Consider the following 15,633-nt stretch of genomic DNA (forward strand, 5'->3'; position numbering starts at 1 on the left):
TTTTGTAGCGGGTAGGACGCTTTGCTTGTAGCTTTTTCTGTTCACTTCGTTCACTAGCGACTAGTAGTTTTTTGCTCACTTATATGGCGCGAAGCTTTAATTAAAAATAATAATGAAAAAAGTAATCTTTAATTTTGAGAAACTTATTGTGTATCAAAAATCTTTGGATTTTATGGACTTGGTGTATGAAATTACTCGTTCGTTTCCTAAAGATGAATTATACAACCTAACCTCTCAATTTAAGAGGGCGTCTCTTTCAATTTGTCTGAATATAAGCGAAGGTCATGGGGATACCGACAAACAATTTAACCGATATTTAAAAATGGCCTGGGATTCGGTTAAAGAGTGTGTAACCTGCTCGACCGCGGCTAGAAGACAGGGTTATATTTCCGAAGAAATGGATAATACCCTTCGTCTAAATCTTGAAGAATTATCTAAAATGATTGCAGGTCTCAGAAAAAAATTAAAAACCAAATAAAGCTACAAGCGCCAGCGTCCAACAAGCGAAGCGTCCTACCAACTATCAGCTATTATGAATATAATCGAATATTTCGAACTTGTCTTTACAGATTACACCCTTCGCACTATTACGCTAGGGACGGCGGTATTGGGGGCTATTTGCGGGATGTTGGGGAGTTTTGCGGTACTTCGGAAACAAGCTTTGTTAGGCGATGCCATTAGTCATGCAGCTTTACCTGGAATTGCGGTAGCATTTTTAATTACAGGTGCAAAGGATACAAATACGTTGTTACTGGGAGCTTTGGTAAGTGGTTTACTTGGAACTTTTTGGATTCGCGGCATTATAAAAAACACCCATTTAAAAACCGATACTGCGCTTGGATTAATCTTGTCGCTTTTCTTTGGCTTCGGGATGTTGTTACTTACGTTTATCCAAAAACAACCCAACGCCAACCAAGCAGGACTGGACAAATACTTATTTGGTCAAGCGGCGACTTTAGTGGAGAGTGATGTACTATTAATGGCGGTAGTTACAGGGGTAGCACTTTTTATCTTATTGCTTTTCTGGAAAGAATTTAAAATTATGTTGTTTGACGCAGACTATACTAAAACCCTTGGATTCAACACAAAATTTATTGATGCGCTCATTACTTTTTTTATTGTACTCGCCATCGTTTTGGGGTTGCAAACCGTGGGCGTGGTTTTAATGAGTGCGATGCTATTGGCTCCGGCAGCAGCAGCTAGACAATGGACTAATAAACTGAGCACCATGATATTTATTGCCGCTATCTTTGGTGCTTTTTCGGGTGTCTTCGGAACGGCCATTAGTGCTTCGCAGAACAACCTTTCTACAGGCCCAGTAATTGTATTGGTGGCTTCGGTATTCGTGTTAATTTCTTTTATTTTTTCTCCAGGACGGGGTTTGTTGTTTAAGCAGCTTCGGTTTAGACAGAATAGAAGAGATTTGCAATTGCAGAAAACACTTCAGTTTATGTACGATGTTGTAAAGACGCACAAAGATATTTCGCACCCACACGCCATTAGAATCCTGAACAATTTTCAAGGGTTTACAAAAAAAAGCCTGCAACAATTAGAAGAAAAAGAATGGATTACGCTCTCTGGACAAGAATGGTCTTTGACGCAAGAGGGATTCATAAAAGCCGAAAATTTATACAACCAACCTTTGCCAAATGACTAGTCCGCAAATAGAAATACAGCTCATTGCTGCCGTGGTAGCCATTGCTTGTGCGATTCCAGGGGTGTTTTTGGTACTTCGGAAAATGGCGCTCATTAGTGATGCCATAAGTCATTCAATTTTACCAGGAATTGTACTCGGGTTTTTTATTACACAAGACCTCAATTCGCCTTTACTGATTTTATTGGCAGCACTTACCGGAGTGATAACCGTAGTGCTTGTGGAAGCTATTCAAAAAACAGGCATGGTGAAGGAAGACACGGCAATTGGGTTAGTGTTTCCCGCGCTCTTTAGTATTGGAGTGATTTTAATCGCCAAAAATGCAAACGATGTTCACTTAGACGTGGATGCTGTTTTATTGGGAGAGTTAGCCTTTGCGCCATTTGACAGGCTCATCATGGGCGGAATGGACGTAGGTCCCAAATCGCTTTGGATCATGGGGAGTATTTTACTCATAATTGTAGCGCTACTTTTACTTTTTTACAAAGAACTAAAAGTAAGCACCTTCGATGTTGGATTGTCTTCAGCTTTGGGAATTTCGCCTGTTCTAATGCACTACGGGTTAATGTCTATAAGTTCCGTGACAGTGGTAGGTGCTTTTGATGCCGTGGGCGCTATTTTGGTAGTGGCATTAATGATTGCTCCGGCAGCAACAGCCTATTTACTGACTTCAGATTTAAAGAAAATGCTGGTGTTGTCTGTGATTTTTGGTGTGTTTTCGGCCATTGCGGGGTATTGGATGGCTAATATACTGGATGCTTCTATTTCTGGAAGTATGAGTACTATGCTGGGAATTGTGTTTTTAATCGTGTATTTATTCGCTCCGCGGAAAGGTCTCATCGCCGTTTTATACCGCCAGAAACAGCAACGTACCGAAGTTTCACTACTCACGTTTCTGCTTCACTTAAACAATCATACCGAAGTGGAAGAACGTCATATTAATCACCTTCAAGAACACATTAATTGGCAAAAAGTTAGGTCGAAAACAGTGTTGAATCTCGCCCTGAAAAATAATATGATAGAGATTGATCACCAGGTAGTTTCCTTAACCGAAAAGGGAAAACAATTTACAGATCTTGCGCTGGAATATATCATCACCAACAAAGATGAAAAGATTGAACCTATGAAAGATGATTTCTTTTTGTTTCGGGGATAACGTTCGTTTGTTTGTAGACTCAAGGCTTAAAAAGACTGGGGTCTTTTTTTGACACAGGACACAGGACTTATTAGGTTACATAAAAATAATTCGACTAATCTTACGAATGTCTGGTTGAGCGCAGTCGAAACCTTCATTAAGTAGATCCAAATTTGATGAAACTGGCAACACTAAAAACAATTTTGCACACAGAGAATATTCAATATTTTACTTCAACTCGATTTTATCTAATAATAATTTGAACGTTTCTTCTTTTTTATTTCCGATTAAGAAAACCAATTCTTCCATGCTGTCTTCTGAAAAATTAGGCCTATCCAATTTCCTGCCACGAAAAGAAGGGTACATATCTTTCAAATTAATTTCTACTGTTTCCCATTCACCTGAAGTTTTGAAAGGAAAAATATAGCTATAATCTTCATTTGAATTGTGCTTTACCCGAAATTGATATTGTTTCCCATCACCTTTCAGACGGATACCTATTTTAGAGTTTTCGGAAACTGAAACTTCTTTAAAATTATACCGTACAGATGAAAATCCGCCGTTATTCTCAAGCGAAATAACACCAGAGAATACTCCGTGACCTTCATCATTTAATGAAAAATTTCCGTTGGATCTTCCTCCCATCACATCATCGTTTACAATGCGCCAATTGGCCAGGTTTGAAGTGGTGGTGAAGTCAAATAATACAGGTATTGTTGGCATAGTAAAGAATATTAAAAATGTGAAGAGAAGCTTCATGATATAAGAGGTCTATGGATCCTAAAGTTAGGGTTTCTTCGGTTTTACAGTACCCTATTTATAGAAACTATAACGTTTACGCATTATAATTTCTGTTACTTTTACTAATCATAAAAATGAGAACCATGTTCAAATTTATCTTACTAGCATTTATTGCCGCAGCTGCTTGTGGCACTCCAAAAACAACTTCTGACGAGAGTTCGGCAAACACTACAGAAACTTCAATAGAAAAAGAAAATGGCACCATTACGCTTGCAGTAGGCGAACGTAAAAAAGTAGGCGAACTGCAAATTCAGTTTAAAGAAGTGCTGGAAGACTCTCGCTGTCCCACAGGCACTACCTGTATCTGGCAGGGAAGAGCAAAACTTTTGGTGGAAACCAGCCAGGCTGGGATGGATGTTGTTCAAAGTGAAATCATCTTCGGCAAACTTCAAAATGGCGAAATTGAGAACCACACCTTCTATAAAAGTGGAAAAACTACCATTACTGCTACAGGTATTAATCCCTATCCTAGTAAAGACTCCGGCACTACTAATTTAGCGTACCAATTGACGCTAGAAGTGAGCAACTAATACGTTTAAAAGATGCTTCTGCATTCGTTGGTTTTTTATGTTGTTATGCGTATTTTGTTCAGCAAAACGTACTAACATGAAATGCCCGCTAATTTTGGTTGAATTCAGCTGAAATAAAAAGTTGGGTATTCCATCTTCATTATTTAATATTTTACACGGATGAAAAAGGTCTTTGCGCTTCTATTATTTTCTGCACTTATCACTTCTTGCGGAATTTTCACTAAAAAAAATAAAACACCCAATGCAGCTGAGACTGCTGCCAACAAAAAAGATAAAAAGGATGGTATAAAACCCTATGATAAAGTAATCACTAAAGAAGCTGTAAGCGATAGTGGGTTGTTTGTTATACACAGGGTTGAGGACAAATTTTTCTACGAAATCCCTGCAAAACTTTATAAAAAGGACATGCTTTGGGTAAGCCGTATTGCACAAATTCCAACGGGCTTGGGCGGCGGTTACGTAAATGCGGGTTCCAAAACAAACGAACAGGTAGTACATTGGGAGCGTTTTCAGGACAAACTACTACTGAAGGTAAAAAGCTACACCAACATTGCAGATAGCACCAAGGCCATTAGCAAATCGGTATTGGTGAATAATTACGAACCTACCTTGTACGCCTTCGATATTGCGGCCATAAATAAAGACAGCACAGCTGTGGTGATAGAGGTGACCAAATTTTTTACCGAAGATGTAAAAGCTATTAGCGGATTGGGAGCAAGACTTCGAAAACAATACAAGGTAAAGAAATTGGACGCCAGCCGAAGTTTCATTAACAGCGTAAAAAGCTTCCCATTAAACATTGAAGTAAAACAAGATATGACCTATGAAGCTTCGGAGCCTCCTTCAAATTCAGCTACCGAAAGCATCAGTTTGCAAATGAATCAGTCCATGATTTTACTTCCGGAAGAACCTATGCAGCCCAGATTATTCGATCCACGTGTTGGATTTTTTACGGTAAGTCAGTTCGATTTTGGAAGTGATGAACTGAAGGCAGACGAGAAAACCTATATCCGCCGTTGGAGACTGGAGCCCAAAGATCCCGCTGCCTATGCACGTGGTGAGTTGGTAGAACCCGTAAAACCTATTGTGTATTATCTGGATCCTGGCACACCAGAGAGCCTTCAGAAATATATTAAACAAGGGATAGAAGACTGGCAAAAGCCGTTTGAATCTGCGGGGTTTAAAAACGCCATTATTGCCAAAGATGCGCCAACGTTTGAGGAAGATCCGGAGTTTAGCCCGGAAGATATTCGGTATTCGGTGGTGCGTTATGTTGCCAGCACGACTAGGAATGCGGTGGGACCAAGTGTGTCTGACCCCAGAAGTGGTGAAATTATTGAAAGCGATATTATTTGGTACCACAATCACTTGCGTAGTTATAGAAATCGCTATATGCTGGAAACGGGTGCTGCCAATCCATCTGCAAGAACCTTAAACACGGCCGATGACGAAATTGGTGAAATGATGCGCATGGTAATTGCTCACGAAGTAGGGCACGCTTTAGGATTTCCACACAACATGGCAGCAAGTTATGCGTATGATGTAGAAGATTATAGAGATGGAGATTTCACCCAGAAAAACGGAATTGCCGCCAGTTTAATGGATTATGCGCGCTACAATTATATTGCACAGCCTGGCGACAAAAATATCCGATTTATCCGTCAAATGGGACCCTACGATCACTATGCCACAAATTGGGGCTACCGTGTAATTCCAACGGCTAATTTTCCTGAAGCTGAAAAAGCAACCTTAGACAAATGGATTGAAGAAAAAGGAGACGACCCTATTTATAAATTTGGAAGACAATCTAGTCGTTTCGATCCACAATCGCAAACCGAAGGCATTGGCGACAACCCAATGAAAGCAAGTGATTACGGACTTAAAAACCTAAAATATGTAGCCGCTAACCTTCCAAAATGGACCAGCGACCGCACGAATAATTATAACGATTTAGAAGAACTCTATGGAGAAATGCTTGGTGTTTGGAGTCGTTACGTAGGTCATGTAGTGACCAATGTAGGGGGGATTTATGAAAACATAAAAACACCTAAACAAAGTGGAACTATCTACACACATCTAAGCAAAACCGAACAACAACAATCTATGCAATGGTTGCAAGACAATGCATTTAACACACCCGATTGGTTGCTGGATCCAGCGATTTTACAAAATATAGATCACGCGGGTTATTTTGAACGTATGCGCCGTTTACAAACTCGTCATTTAGATAATTTGTTGAGTTTTGACAGATTAGGTCGTTTAATAGATGCTGAAACAACCAATGCTAATTATTATTCAGCATTAGAAATGCTGCAGGATGTACGCACCGGACTCTGGAGCGAAGCCAAAAAAGGAGGTAACGTAGATATTTACAGAAGAAATCTACAACGTTCTTACCTGGACAGAATGGAATACTTAATGACCGATAAAGGCCCAACGGCAAGAGGAGGAAGAATAGGTTTTGAAGGCACGCTAACTTTTGATGTAAACACAAGCGATGTTCGTCCGTTAGTACGAGGAGAATTGGTAACCCTGCAACGACAATTGAACTTGGCTAAAAATCGTGGTGTAAATACCGTAACAAAGTATCATTACGAAGATGCCATTGCACGAATAGAACAGATTTTAAACCCTGAAAAATAATAGCAACCATTTCTGTTTCACCTAAAAAAATACGCTTTATTTTAAGTAGTGTTGCGCTACTTTATTTTATAGGCTTGCAAATGTTGTGGGCTTATAAAGTGGAGGCTGCTTTGATAGGAATTTTTATAGAATTGTTAACCATTCCTTTTATAGCTTTGGTTCCCATCTTGCTGTATTTTAGCATTAAGAGTTGGTTTAAAAATAAATGGAAATCAGAGGTGATTACCGTTCTAACTATTCTAATTTTAATTAGTACGTTGGTTCTTATTGTATATTGGAGTGCTTAAAAGAAAGTAAAACTTTATTACGCAGAGATTTGCAGAAACACACAGAGAAGTATGGTCTTCAACCTCAATATTTCGGTTAAAAAGTAAATGGGGATGCTATAATTTTTTGGAATTTGGGTTTTGCCTTATTTAGGATTTTAACCCTAGTGACAACCACAATCCTTCTTGCCACATTTAGTTTTGTTCCCGTCTAGGGTGCCTGAAGAAGCATTTCGGGATTCAAAAACAGGCGTCCATACAAATTTTCTGAGCAGGTAGCCCATGGCAATGATAAAGGTTATAATTACTAATATGGTTTGCATAATACAAAGGTATAAAAATTAAACGTATGGCGTTACAGCTCTTAAGGCGATAGTGAAATGCTTACTTTAAAAATTGATACGCGCCCAGTGCGACTACGTATGCAATGGCACTCATTACTAATAACTGCCACGCAGGCCATTTCCAGCTATTGGTTTCGCGTTTTACTACTGCCAGGGTACTCATACATTGCATCGCAAAGGCATAAAACAGTAAAAGTGAAACCCCACTCGCAAAATTAAATCTTGGAGTGCCTAGAACTGGATTTACTTCAGCAGCCATTCTATTTTTTATGGTTTCTTCTTCTTCGCTTCCTACGCTGTAAATTGTGGCGAGTGTTCCTACAAATACTTCCCGGGCGGCAAATGAACTTACAATGGCAATCCCTATTTTCCAATCGTATCCAAGAGGCGCTACAGCAGGTTCAATGGCTTTTCCCATAATACCTATGTAACTTTTTTCCAGTTTGAAAGCAGCTATTTTTGTTTCTAACTCTTCTTCAGTAAGGTTGGTGGTACTATTTTCTTGTGCAACTAGTTCCGAAGCTTTCTTAAAGTCACCTGGTCCATAACTAGCCAGCACCCACAAAATAATGGAGATGGCCAAAATAATCTTACCAGCTCCCAAAACAAACGATTTGGTTTTTTCGATCACCGTAATGGCTACGTTTTTAAACATGGGTACTTTGTAGTTGGGCATTTCTACTACAAAGAATGTTTTGCTTTTAATCTTTAAAAGTTTGTTGAGTAACCAGGCCGAAAATAGCGCCGCACCAAAACCAAGCAGGTATAAAAACATTAACGTAAGTCCTTGTAAGCTGAAAATTCCTAACACACGTTGGTCGGGAATTACCAAGGCAATAATAATGAGATATACAGGCAATCTAGCCGAACAGGTAGTAAATGGCGTTACCAAAATAGTGATTAGTCGTTCTTTCCAGCTTTCAATATTTCTGGTGGCCATGATGGCGGGGATAGCACAGGCAGTTCCTGAAATTAACGGCACTACACTTTTACCACTCAGTCCAAACCGACGCATGATACGGTCCATTAAAAACACCACACGGCTCATATACCCACTTTCTTCGAGAATGGCAATAAAGAGAAAAAGGAACGCAATCTGCGGAATAAAAATGATGATACCGCCCAATCCTGAAATAATTCCTTCGGCCAATAAGTTGGTGAAATCCCCTGGTGGCAATGTGTTTTTTACCCATTCGCTAAGCTGCGCAAATGAGGTGTCTATAAAATCCATTGGATAACTACTCCAATCAAAAATTGCTTGAAAGATGAGCATTAATATTCCTAAGAAGATAACATACCCCCACACTTTGTGAGTGAGTACGCGATCCAACCTGCTTCGGAAGTCTTTCGCGTTTGCAGTGTCAATGGTGAGTGCCTCTTTTAAAACACCATTTATAAATTGATATCGCGCAATGGTTTCTTTTTGCTGAAGGCGTTTCAGGTTACTTTTACTTTCAGTCTGAAATGTAGCAATTCCTTTTACCTCACGACGTTCCAGTTTTCCGAAGTTTACGTCCTGTGTAATTACCAACCAAAGCTTATACAAATCTTGATTTGGAAATGCTTTTTTAAGTCGGTCAAAATATTCGGGTGCAATAACAGACGAATTTACACAAGGTTTGGTGGAAAGCAGGGAATGGTTTACCACCAATTCTTTGAGCGTATCAAAACCTTTATTTTTTCTTGAACTTACAAGAACAACCTTTGTTTCTAAGCGCTCTTCCAGCGCTTCTATGTCTATTGTAATAGCCTTCCGTTTCATTCTATCTGCCATGTTTATGGCAAGAATGGTTGGAATTCCCAAGTCTTTAATTTGAGTGAAAAGAAGGAGATTTCGTTTTAGGTTTTCAACGTCTGCAACGACAATGGCGACATCTGGAAAATCTTTATCGTTTTTATTTAAAAGTAGCTCGATTACAACATTTTCGTCCAGAGAAGAAGCGTTTAAACTATACGTACCCGGAAGATCAATAATATGGGCTTTTAACCCACGATCGAGTTTACAGATTCCTTGTTTTTTCTCAACGGTAATACCAGGGTAGTTTCCTACTTGCTGGTTTAAGCCCGTTAACCTGTTGAAAACAGAAGTTTTTCCAGTATTCGGGTTTCCTATAAGTGCTACGTTAATCTGCCTGGCCATACCTTAAATAAGTTCAATTTCAATAAGGGCGGCAGTTTCCTTTCGTATTGCCAAGTGGCTGCCGTTAATATTTAAATATAGTGGATCCCGAAAAGGCGCCTGTTGTACTACCATCACTTCATTGCCTGGTAAACACCCCATTTCCAAAAGCTTTAACGGCACGTTTTCCACCTCAAAAGACTTGATGATGGCGCGTTGACCTCGCTTTAAGTGGGCGATTGTTAGCATAATGTTTATTTAGACTGATTTTAAACAAGGCAAAAGTACGTGTTTTGGAATTGTCTGCCAAGATTGCTGTGGGAAAAATGAGTTGAAGAATTTAACGTTGAGAAGTTAAGGTGTTTTTTAACTAGGAATTTGATTGCTAGCTTGGAGAAATTTCGGTGCTGGTTCCCTCATTGGGGGTTAGGGAGACTCAGCCTTCAACACTTCAATGTCGTGCAACAATCTGTCAATATCTTCAGGAAGGGTGCCGTCGTAAAATCCACGAATGCGTTTCTTTTTATCTACTAAAACAAAATTTTCGGTATGAATAAGTTCGTAGGGGCTGTAGGGAACATCTTTTGCAGCTAGATAACTTTTTCTTGCCAGGTCGTAAATTTGTTTTTTATCGCCCGTTACTAGGTTCCATTTAGAATCTTTTACTCCTTTTTCTAAAGCGTATTTTTTTAATTGAGCTACTGTATCTATTTCGGGCATGACGGTGTGGGAGAGCAGTAGAACGTCGTCGTCTTTCAGTTTTTGTTGAATTTGCGCCATATGATCCGTCATAATTGGGCAAATGGTCTGGCAGGTGGTAAAGAAGAAATCGGCGACATAAATTTTATCTTTATAGTTGGCCTGGGTTATGGTTTCTCCATTCTGATTTTTTAGACTGAAATCGGCTATGATATGATACTTCTTTTTATAATGAAGTGTACTATCTACCAACTCGGCATTTACTTCGGCTGGTTGAAAGATGGGCAATATCTCCTTCGGCTTTAAAATTGAATAGATAATGGAGATAATTAGGATGGAAAGCACTAGAAGCACTCCTAAAAAAAACTTGTATTTTGAAAAGAATTGAAGCATAGACTTCCGTAGAATTTTCAGCAAAATTACAACTCAAATGGGGAAACTAAAAGTGTAACGCCCAATAGTTTTTACCGTCCAATACAGCAGTTTTAATTTATTTTTAAATGAAGCGCCAAAAGGTTACTTTTGTGGCTTCAAATTTGCAGAATACCTGCAACTACAAGAAGAGAGATTATGAGTCCATTTGCCGTTAAAGCAATCCAGCTATTATTAAGTTTATCTTTATTAATCGTACTTCACGAATTGGGGCACTTTATTCCAGCCAAGATTTTTAAAACAAGAGTAGAGAAATTCTTCCTGTTTTTTGATGTAAAGTTTGCGCTGGTAAAGAAAAAAATTGGCGAAACTACCTATGGGATTGGTTGGTTGCCACTAGGAGGCTATGTGAAAATTGCCGGAATGATAGATGAGAGTATGGACAAGGAACAAATGGCGCTACCGCCACAACCTTGGGAGTTTAGAAGCAAGCCGGCCTGGCAACGATTAATTATAATGTTAGGAGGTGTTACGGTAAATATTATCGTGGGAATGCTCATTTATATCTTTGTTTTCTATAACAACGGTCAAAAAATAGTGACCAATGATAATTTGCCTAACGGATTTTCAGTATCACAGGAATTTAAGGATTTAGGCTTTCAAGATGGTGACCAGGTACTACAAGTAAACGGAAAAGATTTTGAAAACATGAACAATTTGAACCGTTTCTTGTTTTTACGTGATGTTAACAATATTACCGTACAACATCCAGATGGAACTACAGAAACCTTAGCATTGCCAGAAGAAATTGGGATGACCATGTTTAAAGCAGGCGATTTGGAACCCTTCCAGCCAATGCGTACCACGGTTATTGATACTATTTATCCAGACTATCCTGCAGGAAAATCGGCTTTGCAGGTTGGCGATCGCGTTTTACAAGTAAACGGAACCGATGTGAACACTTTTAGAAGCATGTCTGAAGCGGTAGGTTCAAATCCCGAAAAACCAGTTGCGATAACGGTGATTAGAAACGGTGAAACAAAAGAATTTACGGTTACTCCAAACGAAAATGGCCAGTTAGGAATTAATAACCTGGCAAGAGAATACACTAATAATTTTCAGCAGATAGACTATACCTTTGGCGAAAGTATAGGTGGCGGAATAAGCTACGGATACAACATCTTAAAAGACTATGTATACCAATTTAAATATGTGTTTACTTCAAAAGGAGCTACCCAAGTGGGTGGTTTTGGAGCTATCGGAAACCTCTTTCCAGACACCTGGAACTGGACCAGTTTTTGGATGACGACGGCGCTTATTTCTATCATTTTAGCATTTATGAACATACTTCCTATTCCAGCACTGGATGGAGGTCATGTAATGTTCTTGTTGTATGAAATGATTTCGGGTCGCAAGCCTAACGATAAGTTTATGGAAATTGCCCAAATGGCAGGTTTCTTTCTCTTAATTGGTCTGGTATTGTTTGCCAATGGAAACGATATTTATAGATGGTTGTTTGAATAGGATTTATTTTTCGATAAAATTAAAAGATTACTTTTCAGCAATTACTTCTACCATCATAGGGCAAAAAAGTGTTGTGTTTTTATCTTTTTCGAGCGTTTTATGATCTTCAAAAGCCTGTTTTGCTTCTGCTTCGGTTAAAAGACCCATGTGTACTAATCGCGGGAAGTAGCTATAATAAAAAGTTTTAGGCCATTGCCAGATTAGATTTTCTGGCGTTGCCAATTTTGGAATTAAACGAATGCTGGTTACTTTCATTCCTAATTCAGCTAAGATTCTGGGAAGTTCTCTTCCTATATCAATTTCACCTTTTTGATCTTTAAAACTTTTTAGGCAAGCTGCTATCGCTTTGCTTAACCCAGGAAGCTGCGGTTCAGTTTGGTGGGTACTCCAATCGTAGTATTCCTGAAGCACCATTTTCCCGCCGGGTTTTAAAGCGTCATATGTTTTTTGTAAAATTTCCTTCGCGTTAGGAACCCACGCAAGTGCCCAACGGCTATACAAGCCATCAATCGAATTTGGTTTAAGTTGTAAATCGTTAAAATCTGAGCAAATTCCATCAATATTCAAATGATACAAATCTGCAACCTGGGTAAGGTGCTGTATGTAACCTTCGTCCAGATCTACACCGAGTACTTTTCCACTTTCACCTACGATGTAAGCCAATTCCTTCGTGCAAAACCCAGGGCCACAGCCTAAATCTAAAATGGTGTGCCCAGCGGCAAAACCGGCATTTTTCCAACCTTGTTGGGCTTCACTAGCCCAGATTTGATGTTGCACACCCAAGCGGTGTAGTTCTTGAGAATCGGTGCCTAAGATGTAGGGTTGTGAAGTTTTTGCCATAATGGGTGTGGTAAAGTATGTATGAAACTAGGTGTAAGATAGGAAGATATTTGGAGATTTTCGAATGGAGTGGGTATTGGAATATTTTGTGCTGTTTTATTCGGCTGTATCAATTTCAATAGTTTGTTTGTTTTCGGGTGGATTTTTAATGCGAATATTAATTTTCGTATACTTCCAGATAGTATTGATTCGCTCTGCTGAAATATCCATATTTGCTTTCCCTTTGTCTCCAATTATCCGAACCGTCGATTGAACCGTATTAGCATGGTCACTATATGCAACCTGTCCTTCCAAAATTGCAAGCTTGTCTATAGGTTGAATGTCTCCTAGTAATTCCGTAACTCTTTTATCGGCTTTTACTTTTTTTAGCGCATTTTCATACAGCTCTGGGTCTGCATAGGCTTGAACCAAATTGGTTGTGATGCTCTCCATGTTGGATGTAAAAAAAATTATAGTTGAAATAAGAAGCAGAGCACTGAAGCCCACGAGCCATTTCCAGTTTCGTTTCCACCAACTTTTTTTTTGAAGAAGTTCATTATTCATTCGGTAGGTGATTTAATTTTATTTACGTAGTCAAAATTTGAGATGTTGAGGGATTCGCTAATCCAAGAATTGAATTATACTGAATACGATCCCTTCATTCGTGTTCATTAAATAGGTTGGATATTCTTCTATTGAAAATAATTTCACCTTTTTCTATTTGCGCATCACTAATATAATAATGTTTCCCCATTAACTCATATTTTATTAGTGTGACTTTCCAATGTTCTCTATTGATTAATAGCAGAAATAGACAAATTTCATACCTGTTGAGTTAAATAAATATACAGTCGCCCCTTTATAAGGCACTTATATACAAAGCACCACAAACCTCAGCAAAAAAATTAGTTAAATATTTTATACTGCCCAAAAAGGTATATATTTTGAAAACTTTGTAGAAGAATTGTTTGGGTCTTCTGGCTTAATTCTACCAAGTTCAATTGCTTGCTTTATCAATAAGGAAATTTGTGGTCTTTGCTTCGTGTTCATCCTTAATCTTTCCCTAAGAGAGTTATTTGTTAAAGAACTGTTTGAGAGGAATTGAATTACGCTATGTTGGTAGACAGCTTCAATTCTTTCGTCTTGGCTCATCTCTGAAAATTTTCTAGGGCTATACATTATAACTTTAAAAGAATTTGCTCCTTCAATAAATCTTAATGGAGGAAGTCCAAAAAATTCTATTGAAGCAACAGATTTTACAAAACCCGAACCCCTTTCTTCACATATTCCATATTTTCTAAATGCCTTGGCTAATATTTCGTTTCTGGACTCTGGCGAAGTTCCTATTAGCCTGTCTATTTTTTTAGTGGGCAATAACTTACCTGGATTTGTTATTTCTAATCTATCATCAAATATTTCAATCATAGGACTTGTTCCTCTTATAGAAAAATCTTGATGTATTAATGCATTGGCAACAAGTTCTCTTATCGCTAATTCGGGATAAATTGCCGTAGTTTTTCTTAATGCTTTTTCGATAATTTCGCTACTAGGAAGTTTATCTAAAATATATTCTATTAATTCTGAAAAACGAATTGCATAACCTTTATTTCCCGTCCATTCCTTCGCTGTTCCTGTTTTGTTTTTTCCTTCATATTTGATAAGCCTTATAGATTTTCTTGATAAAGAATCAAACCTACTTAAATCTTTTGCAGACGCTAAAGCTCCAAAATTAGTTATGTAATATCCACCATTATCAACTGATTCAATTAGTTTTTCAGAATGCATCCAATTTAAAATTTCTGAATTTACACTTGAAAGACGATAATTTAATAACTCTGCAATTTTTTTATAATCCAACAAATCAAGAACTTGCTCTCCACTCATCAATTCAGAACAGCGTAATTCCTCAAATTGAGGGGTTTTGCTATGTAAAAATAAAGCCCCTATTTCTTGTCTTGAAGCTTTTCTTGTTGTCCCTCCTGAACGTATAAATGTATTTTCTAATGAAGTTCCTTTTTCATGTGCTGGCTTAACCATACTTTCTTTTATATAAACAAAAAGTATTGGCTTTCCTTCGTATTCTAATGAGCGATGCTCAATTAAAAGTGGAGGATCTATTGCGTCTCTTCCAAGGCTTGTTAATCTATCTACAACTTTTGCGGCATCATCATTTGATAAGCCGATAACTTTAGCGTCAGAATCTCTTATTCCAAAAACCAAGAACCCACCTCCTGATAAGTTTGCAAAAGCAACTAGGTGTTGTTTTAATTTATCTTTATTTGGCGATAACTTCTCTTTCCAATCAATCTCGTTTAGCTCATTTGTTATCGGATTAAGACTTTGATCTAGTAAAGCTATACCTCTGTTTAACCATGTATTTGACATTCGTAACGTTTCTAATTAAGTAAAAACTACTTGTAAATCAAGTAGTTAGGTCTTTTTGCTCGTTTCTAATTAAGTAAAACAGATGTAAATAGAAAGTTATTAACAATTAACACTTTTCTTAGATAAATAAAAAATATAAGAATATTACATACAACCCTGTAAAACCAATTGATTCAAAGATATACAATTGATTATTAGGACAAGAAACAACTTATTCACAGTTGTTAATAATGCTTAACCTTAAAAACTTTGTAATTTTTATAGGTAACGGGGTAGGTTTTTTTCGTTACGATTGTATTATAAGCATAGAAATCTTTTCCGTCTAGGAAATCACAAACCTTT

Annotated in this window: 14 protein-coding genes; 6 read left to right on the forward strand and 8 right to left on the reverse strand. The window is 38.0% G+C overall.

Annotated elements, in window-relative coordinates:
- Positions 1-112 precede the first annotated feature (112 nt).
- Genes ACQ2HF_RS04865 through ACQ2HF_RS04875 form a run of 3 tightly spaced genes read left to right on the forward strand, consistent with a single transcriptional unit; the run spans position 113 to position 2,810 of the window.
- Positions 113-478: a four helix bundle protein gene (locus ACQ2HF_RS04865; RefSeq protein WP_432412400.1), complete on the forward strand. Its 366-nt coding sequence runs from the start codon at positions 113-115 to the stop codon at positions 476-478.
- A gap of 54 nt (positions 479-532) precedes the next feature.
- On the forward strand, positions 533-1,657 hold the full coding sequence (locus ACQ2HF_RS04870; protein ID WP_432412401.1) for a metal ABC transporter permease: 1,125 nt from the start codon (positions 533-535) through the stop codon (positions 1,655-1,657).
- Positions 1,650-2,810: a metal ABC transporter permease gene (locus tag ACQ2HF_RS04875; RefSeq protein ID WP_432412402.1), complete on the forward strand. Its 1,161-nt coding sequence runs from the start codon at positions 1,650-1,652 to the stop codon at positions 2,808-2,810. The genes ACQ2HF_RS04870 and ACQ2HF_RS04875 overlap by 8 nt, the downstream gene beginning before the upstream one ends.
- A 207-nt stretch (positions 2,811-3,017) precedes the next feature.
- Here the strand turns inward: ACQ2HF_RS04875 and ACQ2HF_RS04880 are convergent, their stop codons facing one another.
- Positions 3,018-3,512 carry a CIA30 family protein gene (locus ACQ2HF_RS04880; RefSeq protein WP_432412403.1) on the reverse strand — a complete coding sequence of 165 codons (495 nt, stop codon included), beginning with the start codon at positions 3,510-3,512 and terminating at the stop codon, positions 3,018-3,020.
- A gap of 161 nt (positions 3,513-3,673) precedes the next feature.
- Here ACQ2HF_RS04880 and ACQ2HF_RS04885 point away from each other — a divergent pair, with 161 nt between their 5' ends.
- On the forward strand, positions 3,674-4,120 hold the full coding sequence (locus tag ACQ2HF_RS04885) for a hypothetical protein (protein ID WP_432412404.1): 447 nt from the start codon (positions 3,674-3,676) through the stop codon (positions 4,118-4,120).
- 159 nt (positions 4,121-4,279) lie between these two features.
- Positions 4,280-6,763, forward strand: a complete 2,484-nt coding sequence (locus ACQ2HF_RS04890) for a zinc-dependent metalloprotease (RefSeq protein WP_432412405.1) — start codon at positions 4,280-4,282, stop codon at positions 6,761-6,763.
- Between the two features lie 430 nt (positions 6,764-7,193).
- On the opposite strand, the gene ACQ2HF_RS04895 is transcribed toward ACQ2HF_RS04890, so the two are convergent.
- The 4 genes from ACQ2HF_RS04895 to ACQ2HF_RS04910 form a co-directional block, all read right to left on the reverse strand.
- Complete coding sequence (locus ACQ2HF_RS04895) at positions 7,194-7,352, reverse strand: hypothetical protein (protein WP_432412406.1); 159 nt, start codon at positions 7,350-7,352, stop codon at positions 7,194-7,196.
- 61 nt (positions 7,353-7,413) lie between these two features.
- On the reverse strand, positions 7,414-9,513 hold the full coding sequence (gene feoB, locus ACQ2HF_RS04900) for a ferrous iron transport protein B (protein WP_432412407.1): 2,100 nt from the start codon (positions 9,511-9,513) through the stop codon (positions 7,414-7,416).
- A 3-nt stretch (positions 9,514-9,516) separates the two neighbouring features.
- On the reverse strand, positions 9,517-9,744 hold the full coding sequence (locus ACQ2HF_RS04905) for a FeoA family protein (protein ID WP_432413053.1): 228 nt from the start codon (positions 9,742-9,744) through the stop codon (positions 9,517-9,519).
- A 174-nt stretch (positions 9,745-9,918) separates the two neighbouring features.
- Entirely contained in the window at positions 9,919-10,584 is a 666-nt protein-coding gene (locus ACQ2HF_RS04910) for an SCO family protein (RefSeq protein WP_432412408.1), read from the reverse strand.
- Between the two features lie 177 nt (positions 10,585-10,761).
- Here ACQ2HF_RS04910 and rseP point away from each other — a divergent pair, with 177 nt between their 5' ends.
- Positions 10,762-12,087 (forward strand): RIP metalloprotease RseP, encoded by a 1,326-nt coding sequence (gene rseP / locus ACQ2HF_RS04915; protein WP_432412409.1) that lies wholly within the window; start codon positions 10,762-10,764, stop codon positions 12,085-12,087.
- A 27-nt stretch (positions 12,088-12,114) separates the two neighbouring features.
- Here the strand turns inward: rseP and ACQ2HF_RS04920 are convergent, their stop codons facing one another.
- The 3 genes from ACQ2HF_RS04920 to ACQ2HF_RS04930 all read right to left on the reverse strand — a co-directional run bounded on the left by ACQ2HF_RS04920 (position 12,115) and on the right by ACQ2HF_RS04930 (position 15,291).
- The gene (locus ACQ2HF_RS04920; protein ID WP_432412410.1) at positions 12,115-12,927 is read right to left on the reverse strand and encodes a class I SAM-dependent methyltransferase; all 813 of its coding nucleotides are present in this window, start codon (positions 12,925-12,927) and stop codon (positions 12,115-12,117) included.
- 96 nt (positions 12,928-13,023) lie between these two features.
- A complete protein-coding gene (locus ACQ2HF_RS04925; protein WP_432412411.1) occupies positions 13,024-13,470 on the reverse strand; it encodes a cytochrome c oxidase assembly factor Coa1 family protein in 447 nt (148 codons plus the stop codon).
- A 354-nt stretch (positions 13,471-13,824) separates the two neighbouring features.
- Positions 13,825-15,291 carry an ATP-binding protein gene (locus ACQ2HF_RS04930; protein WP_432412412.1) on the reverse strand — a complete coding sequence of 489 codons (1,467 nt, stop codon included), beginning with the start codon at positions 15,289-15,291 and terminating at the stop codon, positions 13,825-13,827.
- Between the last annotated feature and the right edge of the window lie 342 nt (positions 15,292-15,633).

It is taken from the genome of Rasiella sp. SM2506 (assembly GCF_050859505.1).
Classification (GTDB): Bacteria; Bacteroidota; Bacteroidia; order Flavobacteriales; family Flavobacteriaceae; genus Marinirhabdus.